Here is a 26,316-nt window from a genome sequence, read left to right as displayed (position 1 = left end):
TAATGAAAGTTGTGATCGTGGGGGGTAAGCTACAAGGACTCGAGGCAGCCTATTTGGCGCGCCAAATAGGCTGGCACACCGTGCTGGTGGATAAAGACTGTTCAGTACCGGCCGCAGGAATTTGCGACGAGTTTGTTAACCTGGATGTGCTGACCGCAAGAGATCAACTAAAACGGACATTGCGGGGTTCCGATTTGGTGTTGCCGGCTGTTGAAAATAAAGCTGCGCTGCTCCAGATTCAAGCTACAGCTTGTGCGGTAGACGTACCGATGGCATATGATTCAGAAGCGTATGCAGTCTCTTCCTCTAAACTGGCTTCTGATTGCCTTTTCCAGGAAAGCGGCATTCCGACACCACTCTACTGGCCAATGGCTAAACCGCCGCTCATTGTTAAACCCTCGGGAGCCAGTGGCAGCCAAGGTGTCCTAAAAATCAACTCAAAGGTAGACTTGGCCAAATTTATGGAACGTTCTGGTCACACGAACAACTGGGTGATTCAAGAATATCTGTCCGGGCCTTCTTACTCTTTGGAAGTCATGGGTTGCGGGGGCGAAGTGATAAGCTATCAGGTGACGGAATTGGAGATGGATGCCCATTTCGACTGCAAACGGGTATGGGCTCCGGCTGGCTTAGGGCCCGGATTTCAAGCCCAATTGCGTACGATAGCCGCCCAGATAGCGCATATGTTGAACCTCACTGGAATCATGGACATTGAAGTAATTGAGCATGGGGGATCTTTGCGCATACTGGAAATTGATGCACGCTTGCCAAGTCAAACTCCTGTCACGGTGTGGCATTCCACGGGAATTAATATGCTGGAACATATCAAGGACGTATTCGTGGAAAGCAGGCTGCCGAACCAACCAAATGTTGATGCCCAGCGCACGGTGGTGTTGGAACAGGTGAAGGTGACTGAGGGAAAGATGGAGAGCCTGGGGGAACACATGATGGCTACAGTCGGACCGCTGCAAGTTATATCCGGCTTTTGGGGAGCAGATGTGGCTTTAACTAACTATCGGCCTGGCCGGTCATCCTGGGTAGCGACCTTAATCTTCACCGAAGCGAACCGGGTGGAAGTAGAAACTAAACGCAGCCAAACTCTGCATAATATTAAGAGACATTTTGGGCTGGAGTACCACCTTGATTTGACGCCTGACGATGCGGAGGTATCCACTGGGTACGAGTCGGACTAGTGGGCTTTGTGAGCAGTAAAGGTGCCCACGGCCCTCAAAGCGAGGATGAAACGAGAGGGGGACTAAAAATGAGCAGTGAGCCGGTTAAAAGATATTTTCGCAAAAGAGTCGATCTCTTTCGGCTTTTGCACAAATTAAAGCTCTGGCCTTCCCACTCAGGAACCCTGCATGGAATTAAATCTATGGTAGAGAAAGGTGAATATGCCGAAATAACAACCCATTGCGATCATGTCATAATCGTACACAACTCCAAGAGGAGTCGTGTAGCGCGGTGGCTACGAAATAAGTGGTTTTTCGATACCTGTACTCAATGCCGGATACCGCAATGGAAGCTGGTGAAATACTCTCAAAGTGTATTTACACCCCATTATGGTTCCGATCTTACGACAGAGGCTGATGTGCGGAGACGATGAGTGTATAACGAGTTCCCGGTAAGCCAGAGAAATGTAAAAGGAGACTTTGGGAGGGGGTGGTGGTTGGGAGCAAAGCTCAGGGTCTTATTCCAAATTCAAATCTTCTAAGATGGAGGTGAAAGGTATGAGAACTGCAACGCAAGCAGGTGTGGCTGAGTTAGCAGGGTTTGGGCTCAATGTATTTTCCCAGGAGGAGCTGTACGCGATTCACTGTGCCACTCTGGAGGTTCTCGAGCACACGGGGCTTAAAGTGCGCTGCAAGGAAGCGTTGGAGATCTTTGCCAAAGGCGGAGCTCGGGTTGATTTCGAGACGGGTGTTGTAAAAATCCCACAGTACGTGGTAGAGGAAGCTATTCGCTCTGCTCCCAGAACTCTACTGCTAGCCGGGAGAAATCCCAAAAATGACATAGTGCTGGACGGGAAAAGGGTAGGGTTCATTAATTTTGGTGAGGGGATCTCCATTATTGACCCTTACACAAGAGATTATAGGCCTACTACGAAGCAGGACGTAGCGAATATTACTCGGTTCTGTGATGCGATGGACGAAATGGATGCCATATTAAGACCGGTGGCTCCTCATGATGTGCCGGCAAAAGTAGCAGTGGTCCATAATGCTGAAGTTATCTTTAATAATACCACCAAGCATGTATTTATCGGGGTTGAAGGTGGACGCAACTTCAAGAAGGTTTTAAAGATGGCGGCGGCGATCGTCGGTGGGGAAGAAAAACTTCGGGAACGGCCGATTTTCTCATGTAATATTTGTCCTACCAGCCCATTGCAACTTGTTGATCATGCTGCGGAGGTTATTATTGAAGGGGCAAGGGCGGGAATTGCCGTCAACATGCTGTCCATGGCTATGTCTGGTGCCACAGCACCCATCACCCTAGCCGGGAGCCTTGTTACGCACAATGCAGAGGTTCTTGGCTCTATTGTGTTAAGTCAACTCACCTGTAAAGGAGCCCCCGTACTTTATGGGAGTTCTACGACGATTATGGACATGCGAACTGCCACAGCACCTGTTGGTTCGCCTGAACTTGGCATGATCAATGCTGGAGTGGCTAAACTGGCTCAATATTACTTGCTGCCCAGCTGGGTGGCCGGTGGGTAGGCAGATAGTAAAGTGCCGGATGCTCAAGCTGCGCACGAGTTTACGTTAACGGCCTTATTGACTGCCCTGGCCGGCGCTAACCTCATCTATGGGGCGGGTATGCTGGAACTTGGCATCACATTTGATTATGCTCAGATGTTGATGGATAACGAGATGGCCAGGATGGTTAAACAAGCGGTTAGAGGGATTAGGGTTTCCGATGAGACCTTGGCAGTGGACGTTGTTAAGGAGGTAGGTACCGCCGGCAACTTCATCAGTCAAGATCACACATTTACACATATGCGGACACAGTCCCAAAGTAAACTAATCGATCGACGCATGCGGGAAAACTGGCTCGCGGAAGGTGGCAAAGATTTTACAGAAAGAGCCTATGCCGAAGCAATTTCGATTCTGGAAAACCATAGGCCAGAGCCTCTTCCGGATAAAGTTGTTGCACAATTACGGGCCATTGTAGAGGAAACTGAGGTAGAGTATGGTATTAAGAAATAATGAGAGATGACCATACTATCCTCCTCCCTGTATCGGGTCTAAAAAGAGCAGCTTTTCTGCTCAACAGGATTAATGTTACAAAGTGATCAATACAACATAGGGAGATTTGCAGTTTGGTAGCATCTCTCCCTATGTCACTAAACTCACCACAGTCTGAAGACGGTGGGTTTCATTGTGACTGAAAGTCGCAGGTCAGGCTAAAGCCTGCTGAAAAGGCCATAGGCTGAACTGGCCCTCGTGGAAAAGGCGGGATAAGAAAGAGGCGGCCTCGGGGACATGAAAACTGCGATGATTAACGGAATTGTTTCCGCAACTCTGGTGGGAGTTTTACTCAGCCTAGCGAAGATCTGCTTCTCTGGAATGTCGGTTATCCTGTTCATGTTGATCGTACTGGGTGGAACGCATCTTACGCTTCTAGCTATTCTGTTAGTGCGACGAGAAGGCCGACAGGTTTTGTCAGCCGGTAAGCGTTATCCGGAGCTGTATTTAGTGGGTGTCTTGGGTACTACCTTGAGGTTGTTGCAGAATTGGGGGCTAGATCTTAGTTCACCCGTCAATGCCGCCATCCTGTTGCGGGGTGATTTGCTGTTCAGTCTCATAATTGGCTACCTTTTGTGGAAGCAAAAGTTGCGTCGTTTGGAGTGGGCAGGTATGGGGACCATGCTAGTGGGTGTTACTCTGGTTTTGCAAATCTCCTGGCAAAGATTTCGCCTTGGCTCCGGCGGCAACATCTTATTTCTTGGCAGTGCTTTTTTAGTGGCAGTTAATGCTGAGATCATTAAACATAGGCTGGGTCAGGTAGAAAATATGATAGTGGCCTATTTTAATTCTGGTATGTCTCTTATTCTCCTCCTAAGCGGGGCCGCGTGGACGGGGGAGTTAGGAGCATTTCCGCGGGCTGGCATGTTAATTTGGGTGTTGGTGTTCACGAGCATTATTTTTCAGGTCATCCAGTACCGGTGTTATTATCGCTCGTTGGATGGATTGCCAACTTGGTTGGTCCGGGTTGTTCATTTAATCACACCGATTATAGCCATGGTTACGAGTGCCTGGTGGTTACACGAAAGGATCAATATGGCTCAGATTTTGGGGATGTTGGTGGTAGCTGGCGGGATTACGCTTATTTATGGCGCACATGCAAAGAGCTATTCCTAGCCAGGGGACTATCTGACGGAATATCTTTAACAAATATCTATCCTTTTAATGATTACACGGCCTCAAATCCTTATGGCATCTGGGCTTTAGGCACTTGTGGCTTCCCGGATACGCCTTCAAACGAAATATAGTGGCTTCGCTCAGTTCATGATGCGAACTACATCCTGCCTTTGTTTACTTGTACTATCCGACAATGTAGATCGACGCGCGGGCCGAGCGGGCTGCAACTAAGTGACCCCTGGTGCTCAACGTTTGCCGATGAGATCGGGGCCGATGCCTATGCCCCCGACGCAGCTACGGCGGTGGAGATGGCAGATAAGCTCTTGGCTTGATTTGGAGCATAATGTGCCATGAGGCGACTGACTGTTTCGAAAGATATTAAAAAAAGTGTATTCAGTGTCGTACAGAGACAACTGCAGATTGATCACCTAATGCGCTGATGCGCTACCGTGTAGGAAGCCTAACTGAGAATGCATGACTCAGGGGAAGTCACTCGAAGGAGTGGCTTTCTTTTAATTTATCCATAGGCTCGGCGTGGGAAAGAAGGTGGATTCATCCTAAAACGCGACAGAAAGAAGGCGTTTCCAGGAAATGCCCTCATTGCGGTGGAGAAATCATCATCCATGTTCGCAGCGGAGTGTCCGAAGAGAAAGAGTACATCGCCGAACAGCTTTTCGCGTATCTGGATGGGTATCGAACTCACAAGAGCGAATTTGAGCCGATCGAGAAAAACCGCTGGTCCTTTCACGTCCAGACTTACGACTCCCCGGAGGGGGACACCTGGGCGAGAGAGACCGTATCCTGGCACCCAGGGCAGGTTGTGCCAGATGTAGTCTACGACTGGAGGGAAAAGGCAGAGACGACAGATGCGCGGGAGTGAAACCAGCGGTCGTTTGTTTTGCCCCGGTCAAAGACCATAGGTTGCTCAACGATGGAGGTGCTGGCGTCCATACAGTGCACGTCTAGACCTCGGCTTCGACAGTTTTTCGTGGATTTAGGCATCCGTTAAAAAATGGATGCCTTTATTCATGCGGGTTTCAGGGTTTATCCACAGGCAAAAACAGTGAAAATGTGTAGGCACACGATTATGTGGATAAGCTGTGGATAGCCCTTATGAATACTTGAAGGTATGTCTGACTTGTGGTAAAATGTAGGCATGTATATACGTATGACGTCTCGTAAGAACAAAGATAATAGTGTGGTTAAGTACGTTCAGTTAGCTCATAACGTTCGTAATCCGGAAACCGGCTCTCCGCAGGCGAATGTCCTTTTTAATTTCGGACGTTTGGATCGGTTGGATATGGAGTCCCTTCGCCGGCTGGAACGCAGTATCCGGCGTTTCCTCGGGGAACCGCTCGATCCGGTGGAGGCCCCGAAACCGGAGCTCCTCTCCTGTCGCCCGCTGGGCGGTGCCTGGTTTCTGGATCAGCTCTGGCGGAAACTCGGAATCGATAGCATTTTGAAGCGCCGCTTGAAAGAGCGCGAGTATCGCACGGAGGTGGAACGCGCTCTGTTCGCGATGGTGGCTAACCGGGCTTTGGCACCTTTGAGCAAGCTGCAATTGGAGAAATGGGTGCCCGAAAAGGTAGTCATTCCCGGCCTTGCGAACGTGGAGGTTCAGCACTGCTATCGCGCGATGGATTTCCTCTTGGAATCCCAGGAAGACGTTGAGCGAGAGGTGTTTTATGCCGTAGCGGACTTGTTCTATCTTGAAGTCGATCTCCTGTTCTTCGATACCACCTCGACTTACTTTGAAATGGACGCGTGGGACGATGAGGAACAGGACTTAAAGGCGCTGGGTCACTCAAAGGACAGCCGGCCCGATTTGCCCCAAATTGTGATCGGCCTGGCGGTCACACGGGACGGGATCCCGATTCGCTCTTGGGTCTGGCCCGGCAATACCTCCGATATGTCGGTTATCCCGGAAGTCAAGCGGGATCTGGCGGGTTGGAAGTTGGGGCGGGTCGTGAGTGTGATGGATAGGGGTTTTTCCTCCGAGGAGAACTTGCGGATTCTGCAAAGGACCGGGGGCCACTACATCGCTGGAGAACGTCTTAGAGCCGGTAAGCCCGAAGTCGAGGAGGCCCTCTCCCATCCCGGAAGGTTTCGCACGCTTCAAGAGAATCTGGAGGCGAAAGAAGTCGTTGTCGGCCACGGTGAGGCCCGCATCCGCTACGTTCTGGTCCGTAACCCTGCGGAAGCCAAGCGTGATGCCCATACCCGCACCAAGCACCTGGAGAAGCTGAAGCAGAAGCTCGCGAAGCTGAAGGAGCTGGACGGAGAAGCGCACACCAAAGCCCACTGTGCCCTCTACAGCCATATCGTCTACAAGCGATATTTGCAAATCGATGCTAAAGGCAACCTTAGGATTAACCAGAAAGCGGTCAAAGCCGCGGAAAGGCTGGACGGGAAATACCTTATCCGCACCTCGGATGACACCCTCTCGATAGAGGATATCACCTTGGGCTTCAAACAGCTTTGGGAAGTGGAGCGGGCTTTTCGCACGCTCAAAACGACTCTGGAGCTACGGCCTGTTTACCACCGAAAAGACGATCGGATCTGTGCCCATGTCCTGCTGTGTTGGCTGGCTTTGCTCCTGGTACGCCTGGCAGAAGTAGAGACTCAACAAACCTGGGCCAACCTTCGTTTCGAACTGGAGAAAATTTATCTCGTCGAGTGGGAATCGACGGACGGGAAAGTCTTTCAAAGGACAGAATTAACCCAAGAGCAAACGGGTATTTTTTCAGCACTCAAATTGCCGGAACCCCCGAGAATATGGGATATTTCGCTTCCCAAGGGACAAAAAGTGTAGGTACACGGTACGTTATCCACAAGTGCCTGAAGCCCAGATGCCATAAGGGTTTGAGGCACTTCCCGTGTCTACGGACTGTCGAAAGCGAGATTACCTTTTCGCTAATTTCAGCCTCCCTCTTTTCAAATGCTTTTTCAATATAAGTTAATGGGTCAGCACAAAAATTCTTCCACTTTACAAGGACGCAATATCTATCTTCTTCGGCATAACCGCACTTATCGTTCCCGGGCAGATAATAATTAACACTAAACTCTTTGATGGTTGTATAATCATTAACATTTATCCAGTTATGGGTTTCTCCGCACTTGCTACAGGTATAAGATCCTTTAAAAATCGAATTAATCATACTGGCAAAACTACACCTAAGATTCCATTGCGGGTATTTCCTTTACCGTTGTAAAGAGACGCTGTAAATGTTCAGTGAACCGTCCGATGAACATTTAGAGGTTAACAAAATGGACCGGACTTAGTCCGACCCGGCGAGAATTTGACGAAAGTTCTTATGCAGGGGATAGTAGTAACTGGCTTTCTCTCCACCCCACAACAGAAAATCCCTGCTACTCCCAGCAGCCCTAGCCGTTCTCACCCTCCTTGACGGTGCGCTAACGCCCTGGGGGCTTCGTCTTGGCGCAATCGAGGAAGCCAACCCCTTGATGCGATGGTTGATCGACCAAAACGTCGTGGCGTTCATGGCGGTCAAGCTGGCACTGCCGGTCCTCCTGGGGGTCCTGCTGTGGCGGATAGGAAACAGGCCGCACGCATTGGTTTCTCGGCTGGTGGTTATAGGGGTGTTGGCATATGGCGTGGTCCTCGTGACTCATGCCCAGTGGATTCTGCGCGGGCGATAATGGAACACCGAGGAAGGAATCTAGGAAGCTTATGGACAGCGTCGGTCAATTATTGGCACGACTACGTAGCGAGAAGGGCCTTTCCTAGGCAGAACTGGCTAAACTGGTCGGGACAACCGCGAATCACATCTGCGATCTGGAGCGCGGGAAGCCGGGCAGTATTGCACTTCTCGCGAAGCTGGCAGTGGTGCTCGACGTGCCTCTGGAAGAAGTGTGGCTGCGTGGAAACCGACCTGAGCCATGATCAATGGCTCGACGATTTCATCGACTGGCTGGAGTCACGTGGCGAATATTTTGGCGGTGGTACGAAGGACGTTACGAGCGAAGAGGCAACATACGAAGAGGATGAGTAACCGTATATACTTGTTCTCCCCAAAAAGAGGAGACCCCGAAAGCACAACGGGAAGCCAAGATCGGCATTTGGGTGAACAACTTCTGGGCTTGCGGCGGGTTACGATTCTGTCACTCCGGCTGGGTGTCTCTATGCTCCCAGATTGACTTATTCTCAATGAGAGCGATAGATCTGCGTGATGGATTTTGTTGCCTCCAGGCAGAAGCGAAGTCCCCTGAGTCAACCGGGAATCCCCTGACTTTAGTGAAGGGAGGTTGTGCGGGCGGCAGCCCGCACTGGATGTCGGACACCCTGCCGTAAGGCTGGGCAGGCCGGCGCTGCGCGGTGGCAAGCACAGCAAAGGATACATCTAGCGCGCTCCCGTGAGGGACGTGACGGAGGAGAGAGGGGTAACCGAGAGGTCCCTATCCGAGGTGTGCAGGTTGAAAGCGATACGCTGAATGCCAAAGCGGCGGGATGAGTTGGGGACGCTACGACCTCTGCGGAACCCAAAACCTGTGCTACGGTGAGGCTAGTGAGACACCCCAATGGGGAAACCCGGGGCAAACTGAGTAGGCTGAACCTACGGGCAAGGGTGAGGCAGCCCTGTAAGCTACTGAAACGGGGTATGCGGCTCATCACGTGGAGGGTGAGACATGCACGCTGCAGCCAGTGCGGGTGACCCGTCGAGGTCTCCTGGTCACCATCGTTAGGACGGGCGGATATGCAGCGGGGCAACCCCCTAATTTTAGAGCCTTACTCCCTTATTCTCGTGATTTCATAGTTTTATGATTTTGTCCAAGAAGGCTTAGCATAAGCTCACTTGACACCGCTTGGCCGAGTTTACAACTTCCGGCCTCTCAATGTAAAGGGTCCGCTTTGCCGGGCTTACGCCCGCCCTTGACATTGAAGTCCTCCAGCCGTTGTGCGCAATCAAGCGGTTGTCAAGGGTTTATCCGCAGATGGAATCTGCCCTCTGCTGCACATCAGCACACTTAAACTTTCACCACAAAGCGTTTGATTTCTCCTTTGCTGAGCTTCTCTTGGAATTCTTCAGGCGACAGGTCGTAAAGGCTGTCGTGATAACGGCGTTTGTTGTAGAAGTCAAGATAGTTAACGATTACCTCATACGCTTCGGCGTAACTGCCAAATTCATGTTTTGAGAGGCATTCCCGTTCTAGGTTGGAGTGAAACGATTCGATGTGAGCGTTCTTGTTCGGTGTCTTCGGCGGAATTCTCTCGTGCTCTCCACCCCAACTTTCACAAGCGGTCTCAAAGATATGACTAATAAACTGCGGCCCATTATCTGTCCGGATCACGGGCTCATTTGAGCTTCCAAATATTCGCCGACGCCAGAGAGCTCTTTCCAAGGTCTGGGCGGCGTGTTTGCCTTCGCAGCTTAAACCAATATGGTAATCGACCAGACTGCGGTCATACACGTCAAGAATGCCCATGAGAAAGAAGAATCGGTCTTCTCCGCGGATGTATCCGTACTTGATGTCCATTTCCCAGAGTTGATTCGGTGCGGTTATCTCTCGATTTCTTGCGATCCGGCGGGGATGCTTGACTCGTAAACGCTTAGCCGCCTCCGGAATATCCAGCTCTTTGCAGAGCCGATAGCCTTTTTTAAAGCTGATAACCAGATTCCTTTGCCTTCTTAAGCTTAAGGTGAGCTTTCGGTAGCCATACGCAGCCTCCTCTCCGGCCACAAGTTCCAGGAGCCATTCTTTGATCTCTTCGTCACTGATTAGCTTGCCCTCTTGGGTTCGGCAATAACCTGGACGTGGGCGTCCCCCCTTGTTTTCACGCTCCTGCTTAGGTACCTGTTCCGATTTCCTTCGGTTGTAGTATGTTGCTTCGCTGACACCAACAATTCTGAGCACATGAGCTACTGCATATCCCCGGTCAATCCATTGCTCAGCAACCTCTATTTTTTCGGAAAGCCGGGCTGGCGGTTTTTTAGAAGATCCTGATAAATTGCGATCTCAAGGTCCTTTTCTCCAAGAATCGATTTGAGCCTTCCGTTTTCCTCCTCGAGCTCGCGAAATTCCTTGGGTGACGGAAGGTACTCCGCTATCTTCTTTGCCTCGTCCGAAGCCTGTTCCCACGCCTTGTGCTCACTCTGCTTTCCCCAACGGTAGATTAGCCCAACGCTTATCCCGTGTTTTTTGGCTACGGGAACCGCGTTGCCGACCTCCCGTACCTCTCGAAGAACCTCGGTCTTAAATTCTTTTGAGTATCGATTACGCTTCACCATATCCCCCTCCACATCTTCAGTGTACCCTATAAGGGGCTATGGCTCAAGTTCGGTTAGGGGGCTTTATAGTGCAGAACCTAGTGAGACACCCAAGCCGAAAGGCGGGAAAACGGATAGGGGGAGCTAAGTCCGTGGGTCGGTGGACATGGGCATATAAGGGAATCCGAAGTTGCCCGTGTGCCAGGAGAAGTCAGAGCGCCTTCATAGTAGCGAAGTAGCCCCGAGACCATAACTCGGTGTGAAGTGAAGGAAGGCGTCGTTACTGAAAAGTTGATTCAGAAGCAGACATGCTAATCTGTAAGCCTCCGCCGTGAAACACTGCCGAGATGGTTCTGCTTGCGAGGAGACGATCGAACTTGAAATGGCACAATCTTTATGGACGCTTGCTTAGTTATCAGCGGTTGTATGAGGCGTGGCTGAAAGTGAAGGCAAATCAGGGGGCCGGCGGAGTAGACGGAATAAGTCTGTCTGCCTTCGAAAGCAAACTGGAAGGGAATCTCCAAGAGCTTTTGAGCGACCTCAAAGCCAAGACGTATAAGCCAGTACCAGTACTCAGACGATACATCCCGAAACGAAACGGCAAGAAGCGTCCGCTTGGTCTTCCATCTATCCGGGACAAGGTCGTGCAGCAGGCGGTGGCTGGCATACTCCAACCTCTGTACGAGACGGAGTTTCATGCGGCCTCTGTTGGTTTCCGTCCCGGAAAAGGTGCGTTCAATGCTTTCGGGCGCATCATTCATTTGATGGAACAAGGCTATGTGTGGGTGTACGATGCTGACATCAAGGGTTATTTTGACTGTATAGACCATCGAATACTCCTGGGGATTATGAAGCGAAGGATTGCCGACCGCTCCATTCTGGACCTCATTTGGCAGTGGCTAAAGGCTGGGGTAATGGAGGATGGAGTGAGAAGCTTCTCAAAGGCCGGTTCTCCGCAGGGTGGAGTGATTTCTCCATTGCTTGCCAATATCTATCTGAATGAATTGGACTGGGAACTCAACAAGGCGGGCGTGCAATTTGTACGATACGCCGATGACTTTCTGGTCTTTGCGAAGAACGAGGAAGGCGTCAAGCATGGAGAAGCTATAGTGCAGGGTGTCATGAGAAGATTGAAACTCGACCTCTCAGCCGAGAAAACGAAGACTCTAAACCTGATGGAGAAACGCACTGCAAACGGAAGGATGATACCCGAATTAGAATACCTGGGAGTGGCTATTCAAGGATGGTTCCGGAAACGAGACGGGACTTGGAGTATGGGACTCAAATGCATTCCTGATGCCGTGAAGGATTTTCGAGAGGCCATCAAGGAGCAAACTCCGAAAACCCATACGCTGAGCTTGGACGCACTGGTAGAGAGAGTGAACCCGGTAATTCTGGGCAAGGCAGCATATTGGGCGCAGGCCGCCAAGGCGGTACAGGTATACAAATCCATCCGGGGCCAATGCCGCTGTTCCACAGCCTTGCTCGGTCAACAGGCGACCAAGCTAGACACGTATGTCCGTCAACGTATTCGACGTTGCCGTCTACCTCAACGTGGTGGCAGCAAGACGTACAGGAGAACCAACATGCTCAGCGTAATCTACACCCATGAACGCCTTATCGGAGCGGGACTTCGATATGCCGAGAGAATCATTCGGGATGCAGCCACGGGCCTGTCGCTGACAGATGAGGAGTATTTAGCGATCATCCGTCAGCGCAGGGAGAAGGCAGCCTTAGCCAAACGGCAGCACAAAGCTGGCGACACAATATACTGGGCCAAGCGGGCTGCAGCGTACGAGCGAGCGCAGGAACGTATCCACAAGTTCGAGAGTAAGTAACGTAGAGCGGTTTGCGGGAAAACCGCACGAGCCGTTCATTGAGGGGCTGGCCTTGTAAGAGGTCGGCCTACTCTATCAACGTAGCTCTCCCGAGGTAATGCAACGGGTAATGCAACGTGACCATTAAGCGGTAACAAATCATAACATAAATAAAAAGAGCGTCATGCAAAATGACGCTCGAACACCCGGTAGATAAGGGCTTTTAACAAATCTCATTGAGTTTTAACAAGCCGCACACTTTCCTTCACACGGATGAGGTCACTGGTTCGATCCCAGTATCGCCCACCATCTAAAGCCTTATGGGAAGCGGGTTTGAAGAAAGCCCGCTTCTACTTATTTCCAGTAAGGACATTTTGACCACTGAATTTAACCACAATGGGGGTAAGCTCACAAAAGAATAAGAGGGATAAGACGTGAGCGGGGAGTTACTTCCCGGCTTTTTTTGTTTACTCTGCTTTTGCCCCCGGGTGCCCCTTCGGTCACTTCCCCTTGAGAAAATGCAAAGTAGGCCGGGCAAAAAATCAAATTGACCGGAAGCGCGTCCCAAAAGCACTGCCCCAAGAATATTTTCGCAATCCCCCCGAAAAGCCTTGTAAATCGCCCGAAATCGCGATTAAATAGACTTAAACAAGGGAGGCGAAGCCTACCCTAAATTAGTGGAAACACATGGCAGCCGCTTAATCCAAGGCGGCTGCCTTTCGTTTACCCTTTTTCAGCCGAAAAGGGGCATGCGTATATCCGGACATGTCCAAGATGTCTTGGCAATCCCCACCATAATAAGTTTTAGATAGGAATCCGGCGCCCAGCGCGTCCAGCGCAAAGAGTCCCGAGAGTGTATAGACAAACCGACGAACGGGGCTTGACGGCGTGTACGCGGCAGCCGGCCGGTTAGTGGATCCGTGTTCCTGCACCGGCAGCTCGACGGCGGCCGGCAGACGCAAGTACAGAATCATCTGAACTAGTCCTATGACCCCGTAGCCCGCGATGGCCAGATGGAACGGCCAGACCGACCCGCCGCCACCGCCTACCAATCCCAAAACTCCGGCCAGCACAGCCCCAGCCGCAGTGGCGGTGTACCCGACTAGGTTAAACCAGGCGTAGGCGCGCACCCGCGTCTGGCCCGAATAAAGCCGGGCGAGCGCCGCCTGTTCAACCGCCAGAAACGGTCCGACTTCCTTGCCGTTCGGACTGAGCGTCCCCAGCACCGCGACAATCGCCAGCCCTCCCAGGTTGCCCAGGAACAACAAGGGCGTAGTGATCACCCATAAAGCGCTGGCCACGAGGAGCACGCGCCGTCGTCCCACCCGGTTCACGTAGCGTCCCAACAGCACGGCGAGCGTCGACGATCCCAGAAGCGCAAGCGTGAAAAGCACCCCAATAGCGGGAAGCGAAAGCCCAGTTTTGCGCCAATAGACCGGCAAGATGATGGCCATCGCGCCAAACGCCATCTCACGAAGGGTACGAGCAAGCAACAATTGGCCAACGACTCCGAAGGGCAGTCTCTGCGGTTCATTCATGCCGGGGATTCATCCTCCCTATCCGTTTTCCGATATACAGCGGACCGGTCGGATAGCGGCAAGAACACATACAGGTGCTGGCGGACGGCATCGAAGGCGAGGGTGTGCATTCCGGGTTTTCTTGTGATTTTCCCGATTAACCGCCGTAACATGCAGTTTCCTCCGTCTCTTTCTGTGCTACCGGGCGGTGTCTAATTCCAGTTGGAAATACCGGTACAACGCATCATACATCGGGCTTTCCAACTCAATCTTCCGATGATCATCAGTTCCCAACATCTCCTTAAAGCCCCGGGCAATGGCTTTGAGACCAGGGCCCAACGGTGAGGAGTCGAGATCGCTCTTCACGTCCGCCGCGTGTACTACCCGGGCCAGTGCGGCAAGCGCGGGATCCCCGCCCAAGTCATACTTCAGGATAATCGACTCAAAGGAGCAGCGGCCGTCGACATGCCCGAGTTCCACATTGGGAACATCATAGGAGATCGCTCCGTCCCGTTCGGCGATGGCATGCACCTCCGCGGCAGGGACATAGAAGAACTCGGCGTCGGGGTCCACGAAGCGTTTAATCAACCAGGGACAGGCTACCCGATCCACGTTGGCGCTCTCGTGCGTTACCCATTTCATTACTTTCGTCCTCCTCAGCAATTAATGTAACCACTGTTACAGTGTACTCGGCCCCAGTGCCGGTGTCAATCCTATCGTCCTATCGCAGCAATCTTTTCTATAATGACGGCCTGATTGGAAGATCGGGGTCAAATATGATATGCTGATTTCATTCAAGCTTGTATTGCGCGGCTAAATGGGATGGTCCCCAAACCAAGCTGGGAGAAGAACCGGCTTATCGTGAGGTTAGCCGGGATAATCACCGAGGAGGGTTCCTGTGCGTCAATGGGTTTTGTTGCACTATCGGGTGCCACCGAGCCCGAGCGCCAGACGTGTTTACGTCTGGCGCAAATTGAAGAATCTCGGCGCTATCTTGTTGCATGATTCGGTGTGGGTGCTGCCGGATACGGCTTGGACCTACGAACAATTTCAGTGGCTCGTCACTGAAATTGCGGACGTGCATGGAGAGGCGATGCTGTGGCAAGCCCATTTAACGCTTCCTGGCCAGGAGCAGACCCTCATCAATCGATTCCTGGCTGCCAGCGAGCGGGAATACGAGCCACTCTGGCAGGCGCTCCAGCAGGATGCCCCCGATCTGTCCGCCCTATCGCGTCAATTTCAAGAAGTGCGCCGCCGGGATTATTTCGCCTGCTCTCTGGGACAGCAAATCTATGATGCGCTTACGCGCGCACGGGAGGAATAGACCACCATGCAATGGGTTACGTGGGAAACTGTGGGGATTGATCGGATGGCCAGCGCATGGTTGATCGTCCGGCATATTGATCCAGACGCTGAGTTTGCCTTTCTCCCCAAACAGGCAGCCCCGCCGGCTCCCGCGGGCGCCGAGCTTTTTGATATTCCCGGGGTCCGTCTCTCTCATCGGCGCGGTCACTGTACCTTTCACACGATCTTGCGGGAGTACGGCATTCAGGATCCTATCTTGGAACGCCTGGCGCGTCTTGTCGACGAGGCCGACACCATTCAGGAAGTATCCCTGGAAGCGGCGGCGGTCGGCCTTGACTGGGTCTGCCGGGGCCTGCGCAAGATCTGTCGGGACGATGCGGAAGCGTTGCGGAAAGGTTACTCGATCTTTGATGGCCTCTATGCCTATCTTGGCGATGAAAAGGGGCTATGATCGGTCATGAATATGGGAAATCGTTCAAGCGGTCCTGGGTGAAGCAGCGACTCCGGCCCGGCAAAGAGGACGCCCCAGGGGGCGTCCTCTTTGATTTATTCTTCTTTAATGGCTATTGCTGAACTTGCACTTGTAAAGTGTCTGTGTCCGGGCCGGAAGGAGATGCTTCCGCGGACTTCTTTTCAGCGGAAGAAGTTCCCGCCTTATCGGGGGTCCCATTGTTCCCTTGGTGGTTACCCTGCTCTTGGTACTGGTAGTTGATTTTGTCGGTTTCGGCTTTTTTACTTTCCGTGGATTTTTCTGTGTCGGACTTGGCGGCCGTTTGAACCGCTGCTGTTCCGGGGGCGGAAGGGCTGACCACGGCGGTTGGATTGGCAACGGGGGTGGGTGTGGCGGCGAGAGCCATGCCGCCGAAAGCGCCGAGACCGGCCAAGGCACCGGCCAGGGCAAGAGTTCCGGTAGTGGCGATCAGAGATTTCTTCATGCAAACATACCTCCTTTAATTTGGGGCTTATTTTTGACCCCAAAGTAATCATAACCCCGGAAGATTAATTCTCCCTGCAAGTGGAATTAAACCCCGATTAAAAGTTGGACGGATCGACCGAATGTCTTGGCGCCAGCCGAGTCTCTCCTAGTGTTTGCCCTCTTCGTTTAAGCGCGTTGACCGAACACATGATATGGGTACAATAAGTGTAAGAGGTAAATACTTTATGGAACGAAAAATAACAAAGAAACTTCTGGAATGGAGAAAACAGGAAGAACAGAATGCCCTTAATCTTGTATGGGGCCAGGCAGGTAGGCAAGACTTACAGCGCTCTTACCTTTGGCAAGGAGTATTATTAAGAACACTGTCTATTTCAGTATGGAAGATTCGGCTGAAATCGCCGCCATCTTTGAGCGTGATTTAAACCCCGAAAGGATTATAAGGGAGCTTTCGGCCAAAAGCGGACAAAGAGGGGGAGACCCTGATTGTTTTTGATGAGATACAGGCTTGTGAAAGAGCCTTAGCGATCCCGGCTGCTTGGAATTTTTCCCGATATTCCTCATCGTAAATTCTCCGGTCTCATCTCTCTTCTTTAGGCCAAGATCGTAGTACTCCGTCTGTAAATCGATATAGGGGTAAAGCAATATGTCCTTGATGGCTTGCCAGATAATCCGGGTCATTTCGTCTCCATCCATCTCGACTAAAGGGGTGCGCATTGCGATTTTCCTCATTCTTGTCTCCTCGCTGCAACTTTCTTTCATCCTGTTAGTTCAAACTTACTGCCAGCACCCTGTTCGACATTAAGGACGGGTGCTGGCAGTTATACAAATAAGGGCGATCCAGGTTAACTGCGGAGCGGCGATGTCGCTGGAAACACTCAAGGAGCTGAAAAGACTAGGTGTCTTCCAAGTCAACTCTGTCTTTGACGATGACTGGAAAAGAACGTAATGATTTCTTGCGGTTGGAACAGGCAAACTGGCGCCTTCCTTAAAGCGGCCGGAGCGGGCTCACGTACGATCATTCCCACGTTGCGCACGAGGGCGTTGAGGCCGCCGGCGACCGGACCATATTTATCCGAAGCGTAGCCGCTCAAAGGAGCGGCTATTGCCATGGCCAGGGGAAAAGCAGCCATCAGGATGCCCACCTGAGTGGCGGAATAGTTCAAGACGGTTTGCAAGTAGAAGGGCATGAGCACGGGGTAGGTGAAGTGACCGGCAAAAGAAAGAAAAGCCGGCAACATTGTAAACTAGCTAGGCAACAAAATCAGGGAAGGAATTTCCGGAACGCTGGACTGGGGTAATAATTTGGAGAAAGTCCGATTTTGTGCTAAAATCGCGGTAGGGCAAGGCTCAAAAGAGCGGACGAACAGGATAATGAATTAAGATGGATCGTGTAAAGGTTAGGTGCCTATGATTGCCAGACGTAAAGCCTCGGAGCAGATTGCTGAAGAATTGATAAGAATGATCCAGTACGGGCATTATGCCCAGGGAGATCGTTTGCTGTCAGAAAACGAATTGGCACTAAGATCAGAATGGTGAGGATTAAGAATACTTTAAAGCTGGACGAAATCCTGATTTCCGAACATCTCCTGGACCAAGCGCGCCTAGATCCGAGACTTAAGATCATGGGAGATCCCCTACCGATCATTTTTGACGAAAATGGAAATCTGCCAAAAGACTCCTTGTAGAACCGCTCCAATGCCTCCATTACCGGCTTGCCGGTAAAACTCCGAAGTGATGCAAGCCATCGCAAGTAGGTGTTTCCCGCCGGCCCGATGGTTAGAACTTTAATCTTCCCGTCGATTTATTTACGTAGTGCCGGTTCAGTATCTTTGGTTCCGTGACCCCAGAGAATAGGATGCATTCCGAGATAAAGATTGATTGCAATTTGTACAGTTTGCGTCATTATAAACGAGGTGTCCGTCGCTACTGTAATGGTTCCTGTGGGACAGGCGGCACCACTTTTCGCCCGGGGCGGCACTAGATCTGATCGTTTTTGGAGTTCTTGGTCTCGAAAGTGCGCAGAACAAATAAGATTAGCATGGTGGCAATGACAATCACCGTAATCATGGCATTTACATCCGGGGAGACCCCGCATTTAACTTTGTTATAGATATAGATGGGAAGAGTCGTGCTATCTGGACCTGTAGTAAAATAGCTGACGATGACGTCGTCGAGCGACAGCGAGAATGCTAACATAGCACCGGCGAGAACGCCTGGGGCGATTATGGGCAGGGTGACGCGTAAAAGGGTGTGCAGGCGAGTGGCACCCAGATCCATCGCCGCCTCTTCTACGGCCATGTCGTACCCGGCAATACGTGAGCGTACCGTAACTACAAGGAAGGGCATGGAAAAGGTAACGTGGGCTATGATTAGCGTGATAATACCCGGATTTAGCTTAATGATGTGAAAGAATGCGAGCAGGGATATGCCCATGACGATCTCAGGTATAACGATGGGGATATATAGAAATGAGTCGACGATGTTTTTGCCCTTGAATTCATAGCGGAACATACCAATTGCGGCAAGCGTGCCGATGAATACGGAGATGACGACGTTAGAAACGGCAACTATTACGGTATTCCACAGGGCAGACATCAAACCCGTATTCTGTAACATTACGCTGTACCAGCGGAAGGTGAAACCCTTAAAGACAATGTTAAGTTTTGAAGTGTTAAACGAGAAAAAGATAATCATGGTAATAGGAAGATAGAGGAAAATATAGATCAAAGTGACGAAAGCTGCCTTCAGAAGGTAGGTCAATGTTTTTTTCTGTCCGCTCAACGTCCACCCTCCTCTAGTTATATATTTCCCAGACTGCTGCCACTGAAGTGGTTGTAAATCCTGATCACCGCGATGGTGAAAGCAATCAGGAGGATGGATAACGCCGCACCGAACGGCCAATCTCTTGCTGCCAGGAATTGATTCCGGATTAGGCTGCCGACAAGCATGGAATTGCCGCCGCCTAACAGGTCACTAATGAAGAAGTAGCCAAGTGTAGGGACAAAGACTTGAATACAGCCGGCAAAGATACCTGGTACGGTGAGGGGGAGGGTTATCCGCAAAAAGGCCCGCCATGGCTCGGCGCCGAGATCACTCGCAGCTTCAAGCAGGGAGTGATCGAGTTTCTCAATGGAACTGTAGAGCGGCAACACCATGAAGGGAAATAGGGTGTATACCATCCCGAGCATGACCGCGCCGTTTGTATAAAGCATTTGAATAGGATGACTGATTAGGTGGACGCAAGTTAGCAATGTGTTGAAGGTGCCGTCGGTACGCAACAGGATAATCCAGCCATATGTTCGGATGAGCGAGTTGGTCCAGAAAGGGAGCATAACGAGCGTCAACAGGATATTCTTATTGCGGGGGTTTGCTTTGGCGATGATGTAGGCGAATGGATAGCCGATTAAAAGGCAAAGCATAGTTGTACCGGCCGCGATAATGACGGACAGAATGTAAATGTTTAGGTAGAGGGGATCACATATCCGCAAGTAATTATGAAAGTTGAAACTTGCCACAACACCGCCGTAAGTTCCCCTTTTCAAAAAGCTGATCACAAGTACATAAACGAGAGGAGCGACAACAAAAAGCAGCAGCCAAAGAATTGCGGGACTGACCATTAGAATGAGAGGAGCGAGCCGCGAAAGACGTATCCCTTTCCTTTGGTGGTTTGCATCGGGTGGCAACAACATAACTTCAGGCGTAGTCATTGTGCTCATGCTCTCACCTCGATTTTCGGCACCTGCTCGCAGAGACTACTGGGAGTCTCTTCATTGGCGTGCAAGACAACGGTGTCTTCTTTTTCCCAATAAACCCACACGGTTTCGCCGAGCGGAATCAGTGGTGCGCCTGCGAGCAAACTCATGGTAACCTCTTGCCTATTCGACAACTCAATTATGGTCTTGATCACCGAGCCAACATAGATATGTTCCTTGACAAGGCCTCTGAGGTTGAAGCCAGGTACTGAAGTGGTGGCACATTTAAGCTTTTCGGGGCGAACAGATACGTATACGGTCTTGTCTGGTTTAAGCCCTGTGGCTTTGACTGCGGCATGGCCTGTAGCAAAGATAACCCTGATGAGATCAGCGCCATCCCGATTTCCCACTTTGGCTTCCAGGATATTCGATTCACCAATGAAATCCGCTACGGGAATGTAAATTATTTTGTGTAAATGGTATTTCTACCCAAAAGATTTTTGGGTTAGAATATAGCTGGCTCTTGCCAATCTGGGAGGGCAGGGCTCTGCTGGAGAGCAACCTGAGCGCCCAGCTGGTTTCTGCCGGAGGAAATGGGAACTGTCTGTTCGAGGTTTCCCTTTCCAACTCCATTTCCTCACGGGCAGAACCAAGGCGATAAACTCCAGGGGCGAAGCCCCTGACTAGAGGGCACCGCTGAGCCGGTCCCCATATTGTATCGCAAACTGTGAGATACATTCTGCCCAATTTTGAACGGGCATAGTCCATTTCTTCGTGATTTCCATGGTTGCCAGGTAAACGATTTTTCGTAGGGCATCATCCGTGGGAAAAGCCGTTTTCGTTTTCGTGATTTTCCGCAGTTGTCGGTGATAGGCTTCCACTGTATTGGTTGTATAAATCAGCCGGCGGATTTCTCGGGGGAAAGCAAAGTAAGTGGTGAGCTCCAGCCAGTTGTTTTCCCAGGAACGAATTACCAATGGAAATTTCTTACCCCATTTTTCTTTGAACATTTCGAAAGCAAATTCGGCTTCATCCAAAGTCGCCGCTTGGTAAACCTGTTTTAAGTCAGCCATCACCGGCTTTCGATCTTTGAAGGAAATATACTTCATGGAGTTGCGAATCTGATGAATCACGCACAGTTGAATCGATGTTCGGGGAAAAACGCTGTTTATGGCCTCTGAGAAGCCTGTCAGCCCGTCTTTGCTGGCAATTAGGATGTCTTCTACGCCCCGATTCTTTAAGTCGTTGCAGACACTGAGCCAGAAGCTGGCACTTTCACTTTCGCCAATCCAGATTCCAAGAATATCTTTACGGCCTTGTACATCCAGGCCCAAAACAGAGTAAGCGGCTTTGGTGACAATCCGATTATCTTTGCGAACCTTGAAGTGAATCGCGTCCAGAAAGACGATGGGATAGATACGCTCAAGGGGTCTGCATTGCCATTCTGTGACGAGTGGCATGACCTTGTCCGTGATTTTACTGACCAACTCGGCTGAGACATCAATGCCGTAGATATCGCGCATATGGGCTTCAATATCCCGGGTCGACATGCTTTTGGCATACATCGCGATAATCTGTTGTTCGAGTTCACTGGCGTTTTTCTCGTACTTCTTGATGATGTGTGGTTCAAACTCGCCGTTGCGATCCCGGGGAATCGCCAGTTCTGTTTCACCCATACGTGTTTGAATGGTCTTTCTCGAATATCCATTGCGACTGTTGCCTGAATTGTTGCCCTCAACACTGTGTTTTTCATAACCAAGATGGTCGCTCATCTCGGTTTCCAGAATCTCCTGCAGGGTGCGTCTGAAGAGGTCTTTGAGCGTGTTGTGGACGTCTTCGACGGTCTTACAGTCCTTGGCGACTTCACGGGCTAACCGGTCTTTAACATCTTGCATAAATGATCAACTCCTTATTGGTAGTTTTAACCATTTACACAAAACTTCATACGTCCTCTCCGCTACGAACTTTGTCTGCGGTCGGTTATAGATTTCATCGGGTGAACCGACCTGCTGTAAGACGCCGTTATTTACAACAGCGATACGGTCGCTCATAGTTAATGACTCTTCCTGGTCATGGGTCACGTAGATGAAAGTGATGCCGAGTTTGCGCTGAAGGTGTTTGAGCTCAACTTGCATCTGTTTGCGCAATTTAAGATCCAGCGCGCCGAGCGGTTCATCTAACAGTAAAACTTTGGGCCTGTTGACAAGTGCTCTCGCAATTGCCACACGCTGTCTCTGGCCGCCCGACATCTGGGAAGGCATTCGCTTGTCATATCCGCCCATCTGTACTAACGAAAGCGCCTCAGCCACGCGTTGACGAATTTCCTCTTTCTTTACTTTCTTTTCGGTTAGTCCGAACGCGATATTATCGTAGACATTCATATGCGGAAACAAAGCATAGCTTTGGAAAACGGTATTAACATCGCGCCGGTAGGGTGGCTTGTTCACCACATTTTCGCCCTCAATCATGATGATGCCGGCGGTTACCTCCTCAAAACCTGCTATCATGCGCAATGTCGTCGTCTTGCCGCAGCCGGAAGGGCCGAGCAGGGTTAAAAACTCACCCTCCCGTATCTTGAGACTTAGATTTTTCACAACCTTGATTCCACCAAATGATTTATCCACATTGCGCAGTTCAACCATAACCTTGTCAGATAATTCTATCATTATCGGCCTCCCCCTCTGTTTGATTTCGTGATAGCCGCTTTACCGCTTAGCCCTTGAATTCGGTCCAAATCCTGTCGTATTGCCTAAGGGCGCTACCGAGATCACCAATTAATTCGCTATTTTTAATTTTATCTAATGGTATGTTGCTGGCCGGATTGTCTAAATAGGTCTTTGATAACAGAGAATGGGCTGCTTTGTTAGGATTGGTGTATGGATAGACGTCTGAAATGGCTTTACTTGCCTCGGGATCCAGGAGGTAGTTGATGAATAGGTTAGCTTCTTTCTCGTGCTTGGTGCCCTTAACGACACAAAGATTATCAATGGTAAGACCGGCAATACCTTCTTTAGGCCACACGATTTTGATATCAGGGTTTTGCCTAATCGCCAGAGCTGCCTCACCATTGTAAATGAGACCAACTGAGCACTCGCCGTTGATCAACTCGGTCTTGGGGCTGTCGGAGTCAAAAACCTTGATATTCGGCCTGAGCCTCTTCAACCAGTTTTCCGCGTCTTTTAGAGCACTGGCTTTGGTAGAGTTAAGGGAGTGGCCCGTGGCCAGCAAGGCTGCTCCGATGATGGGCCGCTCGTCATCGACAACTACGATCTGATTTCTCAAAGCTGGATTAAGCAGGTCGTTATAACTGTTGATCGGCTCTTTCACCTTTTTGGTGTTGACCGCGAGGACGACAGGGGATGACATATAGGGGACGCAGTATTTATTGCCGGGGTCGTAACTCCGATTTAAGAAGGCGCCGTAAATGTTCTTCAGGTTGGGAATACTGTCCTTGTTAAGGGGCTCGATTAGATTCAGGGCAATCATGGCCTTAACGACATAGTTGCTGGGCACGACCACATCATACTCGGAGAGTCCGCCCGCCTGAAGTTTGGCCATCATCTCCTCGTTTGAGGAGAAATTGGACATCTTGACGGTGATGCCATACTTCGCCTTGAAGGAATCGAGTACAGACTGGGGAGTATACTCTGTCCACTGGAAAAAATTAATCTGTTTGGCTTGGCCTTCTTTGGATGTGGTGCTCACGGGTGTCGTGGCACCTGAACCACAACCGCCCAGCGCTACCAGTACAGCAACAAATAAGGCTACCGTAAGTAAGGATAGAAGACGTTTCACAACTTTTTCCCCCTCATTAATAAATTTTTTATGTACCTTATACGCAAGAATAGTACCAATATTACGAGTTGCCTGACTCCCTGTAACGGGCCGATCCGGCATGTATTTGGGGTTCTTGTGTTATGCCCAATTGAATAAGTTATTCACTCGTGCATAAAAGAGGCGTATGACTGTAAAACATCTTCTTTAAGTTTGCGGAGACCTCATTTGTGTAATGTCCTGCTTCATAAAGCACGTCCCCAAACTCGCGAAGTCGGATCGCCCCGTGATTTGGCTGGGAACTATGCTCTTCTCTGCGGGGCACGGTTTAGGATTTGTCTGTATTTACGGCTAACCGTAGCTTGGCTGACACCCAGGGCTTTAGCGGCTTTAGTTGTAGAATGGAATTGCTTGATCGCCAATGTGACAAGCTCTTCCTCAACCTGAGCAAACGCCTGTTCTAAGGGTATTACTTGGGGAAACCTCCCGGGTTGTCTTACCGTTATAGGGTCCTGTTTCATCAAGATCCGTTCAACTACCATAGAGTCGATTACCTCTCCATCATTTTTTATGGCAATTCTTTGTATTAGGTTTTGCAGCTCTCGTACATTCCCTGGAAACGGATACGCCTCCAATAATTCAATTGCCGCTCCAGAAAGCCGAAGACTACGCTTGTAGGTCTGATTAAATTGGGTTAAGAAGACGTTGGCCAACAAGGCAATATCCTCTTTGCGCTCACGCAGGGGTGGTATTGTTATCGGAAAGACATTTATGCGGTAAAACAAGTCTTCACGGAACTTGCCCTGGGCAACCAGTTCCGCAAGGGAACGGTTGGTTGCCGCTATGATTTGGATGTCAAATTTTAAGGGTACAGTGGCTCCAACCGGATATACTTCGCGTTCTTGGATTGCTCTCAACAGCTTTCCCTGGATTATGGGGGGCAATTCGGAAATCTCGTCAAGGAACAGACTGCCCTTATGCGCTTTAATGATCAAACCGGTTTTGCCTTGCTGGCTGGCGCCTGAGAAGGCACCCTTTTCATATCCGAACAGCTCACTCTCCAGCAGGGTATCAGGAATTGCGGCGCAGTTGATCTTAACAAAAGGGTGATCGCGACGTTCACTTAAGGAGTGAATTGTGTTGGCAATGATCTCCTTGCCGACTCCGGATTCGCCACTTAAGAGTACGGTTGCCGAAAACTGTGCCACACGTTCAACCTCCTGCATAACTTCATGCATTAGCGGGCTGGCGTAGATTGGCAGTACCCCGTGAACTTTCGTAACGCGATCGCGCAAACGCTCAAGTTCTTGGCGGTAATCTTCGCTTTGTTTTCGGGTTTGTTCCAGTTCCCGCCGAAGCCGTGACACTTCAGTTAGATCACGTGAGGCAATGACAATACGTTCTAACCCTCCTGCTTTATGAAAGAGCGGATTCCCTACGGAAAGCCGCGGATAATCACCGTTACTCTGCATTAAAGAAACTTTCCGCTTTTTCTTTTGTACTTCTCGAATCACTTTGTGGATAAGTTCATCCACTGAGTCCAGTTTTAGTATTTGCTGCCCTATTAGTGTATTGGGCGGTTGTTGCCACTGTGAAGAGATGTAGTGATCACTGGCGCGCAAAAGTTTACCTCGCGAATCGACAACGATCAACTCGTCATAGATCGTTGATAAAATTGCTTCAAGGTCCTGATTCAGTTGTTTAACCGAATCCAACTCCATAGCCATGGCTTCAACGGAGGGCAGATCCTGCAAGACTAGGGCGAATCCGGTAACCACCTGATACATGGTCAGGGGGACAAAATCCACCAATACGGCGGCTTGGCTTGTGGGTGTGGTAACAATTTGGTTAAGCAGTGAGTTGTGTGTGTCGGCTACGTACAGGAAATTCTGCAGGCCAAAGAGTTCATGCATGCGCATTTTGGGTAATTCCTTTTCCGAGATGCGCAGCATACGCATTGCTTCCGCATTGCTATTTACTACTGCATAATTAAGGTCAACGATCATCAAGCCGCGCGGGATAGAGGCAAACAGATTGCGCAACCAGGCAATCTCACTGTTGGTGCCGGTGGACATCATGGTTAACAAAAAGTCTTCGCGCAAGATGTATTTCAAGTTCCCTTCATACTTTACCAAAGTCACTGATTCAGCAAGCACATCCAATACGCGCTCCGTAAGATCGGCGAAGGGTATGATTTTAAGAGACGACTCGCTGGCTAACCGATCAAGGATTTGTTCCAGCGGTTCTTGCTGCCCCAATAAGAAATTGAAACTCTTCACGGCAAAGATTTCCCCACCGTTTACAATGAATACATAAACATGGTCCTCGGTCCGCAGGCGCTCGGAGACGGCGGCTAAACTTGTCATCCTATCCACAAAAATTGGATCACGCAAAAATGTTCGTAAATCCATGCTGGCGCCCCCATTTGATACGTCGATGACTAGCTTATGCAGGAGTGAATAAGTATCTGTGCCCAATATAGCAGAGAAACCAAGGCGTGGCAATACTCTGAATATTCATAGCGCCATGAAAGTTATTTATGTGAGCGTTAAGCAACGCCCTTGCAGCAGCAGTATCCCTCAGATAGAGGTGAAGGGTTGCTCACTTACAAAGCGCAGTAGTTTAGGATTATACCGGATGGCATGAGATTTGCTTGGTAGGTGTGACAGAAACAACACATGAAACTGGA

Annotated in this window: 21 protein-coding genes and 3 pseudogenes; 10 read left to right on the top strand and 14 right to left on the bottom strand. The window is 50.4% G+C overall.

Translation table 11 applies throughout. From position 1 onward, the window contains the following. The first annotated feature begins 2 nt into the window (after positions 1 to 2). The 7 genes and pseudogenes from pylC (at position 3) to MNU25_RS20240 (ending at position 8,371) form a co-directional block, all read left to right on the top strand. Positions 3 to 1,193, top strand: coding sequence for a 3-methylornithine--L-lysine ligase PylC (gene pylC, locus MNU25_RS19720; protein WP_240986623.1), 1,191 nt, complete (start codon positions 3 to 5; stop codon positions 1,191 to 1,193). Between the two features lie 68 nt (positions 1,194 to 1,261). Next, positions 1,262 to 1,606 (top strand): pyrrolysine--tRNA(Pyl) ligase small subunit, encoded by a 345-nt coding sequence (pylSn, locus tag MNU25_RS19715; RefSeq protein WP_240986622.1) that lies wholly within the window; start codon positions 1,262 to 1,264, stop codon positions 1,604 to 1,606. 109 nt (positions 1,607 to 1,715) lie between these two features. Then, positions 1,716 to 3,203: pseudogene (gene mttB / locus MNU25_RS19710) on the top strand ([trimethylamine--corrinoid protein] Co-methyltransferase). 276 nt (positions 3,204 to 3,479) lie between these two features. Further along, positions 3,480 to 4,358, top strand: coding sequence for a DMT family transporter (locus MNU25_RS19705; RefSeq protein ID WP_240986621.1), 879 nt, complete (start codon positions 3,480 to 3,482; stop codon positions 4,356 to 4,358). A gap of 1,156 nt (positions 4,359 to 5,514) precedes the next feature. Continuing rightward, entirely contained in the window at positions 5,515 to 7,170 is a 1,656-nt protein-coding gene (locus MNU25_RS19700) for an IS1634 family transposase (protein ID WP_240986620.1), read from the top strand. 521 nt (positions 7,171 to 7,691) lie between these two features. After that, positions 7,692 to 8,018, top strand: coding sequence for a DUF5658 family protein (locus tag MNU25_RS19695; RefSeq protein ID WP_338077756.1), 327 nt, complete (start codon positions 7,692 to 7,694; stop codon positions 8,016 to 8,018). A gap of 221 nt (positions 8,019 to 8,239) precedes the next feature. After that, entirely contained in the window at positions 8,240 to 8,371 is a 132-nt protein-coding gene (locus MNU25_RS20240) for a hypothetical protein (RefSeq protein WP_261486314.1), read from the top strand. Between the two features lie 973 nt (positions 8,372 to 9,344). Here the strand turns inward: MNU25_RS20240 and MNU25_RS19690 are convergent. Both MNU25_RS19690 and MNU25_RS19685 read right to left on the bottom strand, forming a co-directional pair. Next, complete coding sequence (locus MNU25_RS19690; protein WP_240986619.1) at positions 9,345 to 10,232, bottom strand: IS3 family transposase; 888 nt, start codon at positions 10,230 to 10,232, stop codon at positions 9,345 to 9,347. A 44-nt stretch (positions 10,233 to 10,276) separates the two neighbouring features. Beyond that, complete coding sequence (locus MNU25_RS19685; protein ID WP_240986618.1) at positions 10,277 to 10,606, bottom strand: transposase; 330 nt, start codon at positions 10,604 to 10,606, stop codon at positions 10,277 to 10,279. A 356-nt stretch (positions 10,607 to 10,962) separates the two neighbouring features. Between MNU25_RS19685 and ltrA the strand changes: the two genes are divergently transcribed. Continuing rightward, the gene (gene ltrA / locus MNU25_RS19680) at positions 10,963 to 12,423 is read left to right on the top strand and encodes a group II intron reverse transcriptase/maturase (protein WP_240986617.1); all 1,461 of its coding nucleotides are present in this window, start codon (positions 10,963 to 10,965) and stop codon (positions 12,421 to 12,423) included. Positions 12,424 to 13,100: 677 nt separating this feature from the next. Here ltrA and MNU25_RS19675 read toward each other — a convergent pair. Both MNU25_RS19675 and MNU25_RS19670 read right to left on the bottom strand, forming a co-directional pair. Continuing rightward, the gene (locus MNU25_RS19675; protein ID WP_240986616.1) at positions 13,101 to 13,940 is read right to left on the bottom strand and encodes an MFS transporter; all 840 of its coding nucleotides are present in this window, start codon (positions 13,938 to 13,940) and stop codon (positions 13,101 to 13,103) included. A 177-nt stretch (positions 13,941 to 14,117) separates the two neighbouring features. Further along, positions 14,118 to 14,561, bottom strand: coding sequence for a chromate resistance protein ChrB domain-containing protein (locus tag MNU25_RS19670; protein WP_240986615.1), 444 nt, complete (start codon positions 14,559 to 14,561; stop codon positions 14,118 to 14,120). Positions 14,562 to 14,817: 256 nt separating this feature from the next. Between MNU25_RS19670 and MNU25_RS19665 the strand changes: the two genes are divergently transcribed. After that, entirely contained in the window at positions 14,818 to 15,243 is a 426-nt protein-coding gene (locus MNU25_RS19665; RefSeq protein WP_240986614.1) for a Chromate resistance protein ChrB, read from the top strand. Positions 15,244 to 15,249: 6 nt separating this feature from the next. Continuing rightward, a complete protein-coding gene (locus MNU25_RS19660; RefSeq protein ID WP_240986613.1) occupies positions 15,250 to 15,675 on the top strand; it encodes a chromate resistance protein ChrB domain-containing protein in 426 nt (141 codons plus the stop codon). Positions 15,676 to 15,787: 112 nt separating this feature from the next. On the opposite strand, the gene MNU25_RS19655 is transcribed toward MNU25_RS19660, so the two are convergent. The 10 genes and pseudogenes from MNU25_RS19655 to MNU25_RS19610 form a co-directional block, all read right to left on the bottom strand. Next, a complete protein-coding gene (locus MNU25_RS19655; protein WP_240986612.1) occupies positions 15,788 to 16,159 on the bottom strand; it encodes a hypothetical protein in 372 nt (123 codons plus the stop codon). A gap of 569 nt (positions 16,160 to 16,728) precedes the next feature. After that, positions 16,729 to 16,890 (bottom strand): annotated as a pseudogene (locus MNU25_RS19650) (NADP-dependent isocitrate dehydrogenase); the annotation flags it as partial. Between the two features lie 179 nt (positions 16,891 to 17,069). After that, the gene (locus tag MNU25_RS19645) at positions 17,070 to 17,399 is read right to left on the bottom strand and encodes an MFS transporter (RefSeq protein ID WP_240986611.1); all 330 of its coding nucleotides are present in this window, start codon (positions 17,397 to 17,399) and stop codon (positions 17,070 to 17,072) included. 739 nt (positions 17,400 to 18,138) lie between these two features. Beyond that, on the bottom strand, positions 18,139 to 18,942 hold the full coding sequence (locus MNU25_RS19640) for an ABC transporter permease (protein WP_240986610.1): 804 nt from the start codon (positions 18,940 to 18,942) through the stop codon (positions 18,139 to 18,141). Between the two features lie 17 nt (positions 18,943 to 18,959). Next, complete coding sequence (locus MNU25_RS19635) at positions 18,960 to 19,877, bottom strand: ABC transporter permease (protein ID WP_240986609.1); 918 nt, start codon at positions 19,875 to 19,877, stop codon at positions 18,960 to 18,962. Beyond that, positions 19,874 to 20,263: a TOBE domain-containing protein gene (locus MNU25_RS19630; RefSeq protein WP_240986608.1), complete on the bottom strand. Its 390-nt coding sequence runs from the start codon at positions 20,261 to 20,263 to the stop codon at positions 19,874 to 19,876. Before MNU25_RS19630 ends, MNU25_RS19635 begins: the two co-directional genes overlap by 4 nt. Positions 20,264 to 20,536: 273 nt before the next feature. After that, positions 20,537 to 21,748 (bottom strand): IS256 family transposase, encoded by a 1,212-nt coding sequence (locus MNU25_RS19625; RefSeq protein ID WP_240986607.1) that lies wholly within the window; start codon positions 21,746 to 21,748, stop codon positions 20,537 to 20,539. 57 nt (positions 21,749 to 21,805) lie between these two features. After that, positions 21,806 to 22,495 (bottom strand): annotated as a pseudogene (locus MNU25_RS19620) (ABC transporter ATP-binding protein); the annotation flags it as partial. A gap of 70 nt (positions 22,496 to 22,565) precedes the next feature. After that, the gene (locus MNU25_RS19615) at positions 22,566 to 23,648 is read right to left on the bottom strand and encodes a polyamine ABC transporter substrate-binding protein (protein WP_240986606.1); all 1,083 of its coding nucleotides are present in this window, start codon (positions 23,646 to 23,648) and stop codon (positions 22,566 to 22,568) included. Between the two features lie 281 nt (positions 23,649 to 23,929). Next, the gene (locus tag MNU25_RS19610; protein ID WP_240986605.1) at positions 23,930 to 26,038 is read right to left on the bottom strand and encodes a sigma 54-interacting transcriptional regulator; all 2,109 of its coding nucleotides are present in this window, start codon (positions 26,036 to 26,038) and stop codon (positions 23,930 to 23,932) included. Between the last annotated feature and the right edge of the window lie 278 nt (positions 26,039 to 26,316).

This window comes from Acididesulfobacillus acetoxydans (assembly GCF_902729405.1).
GTDB classification, from domain to species: Bacteria; Bacillota; Desulfitobacteriia; order Desulfitobacteriales; family Desulfitobacteriaceae; genus Acididesulfobacillus; species Acididesulfobacillus acetoxydans.
This window is presented reverse-complemented; position numbering and strand designations above follow the sequence as displayed.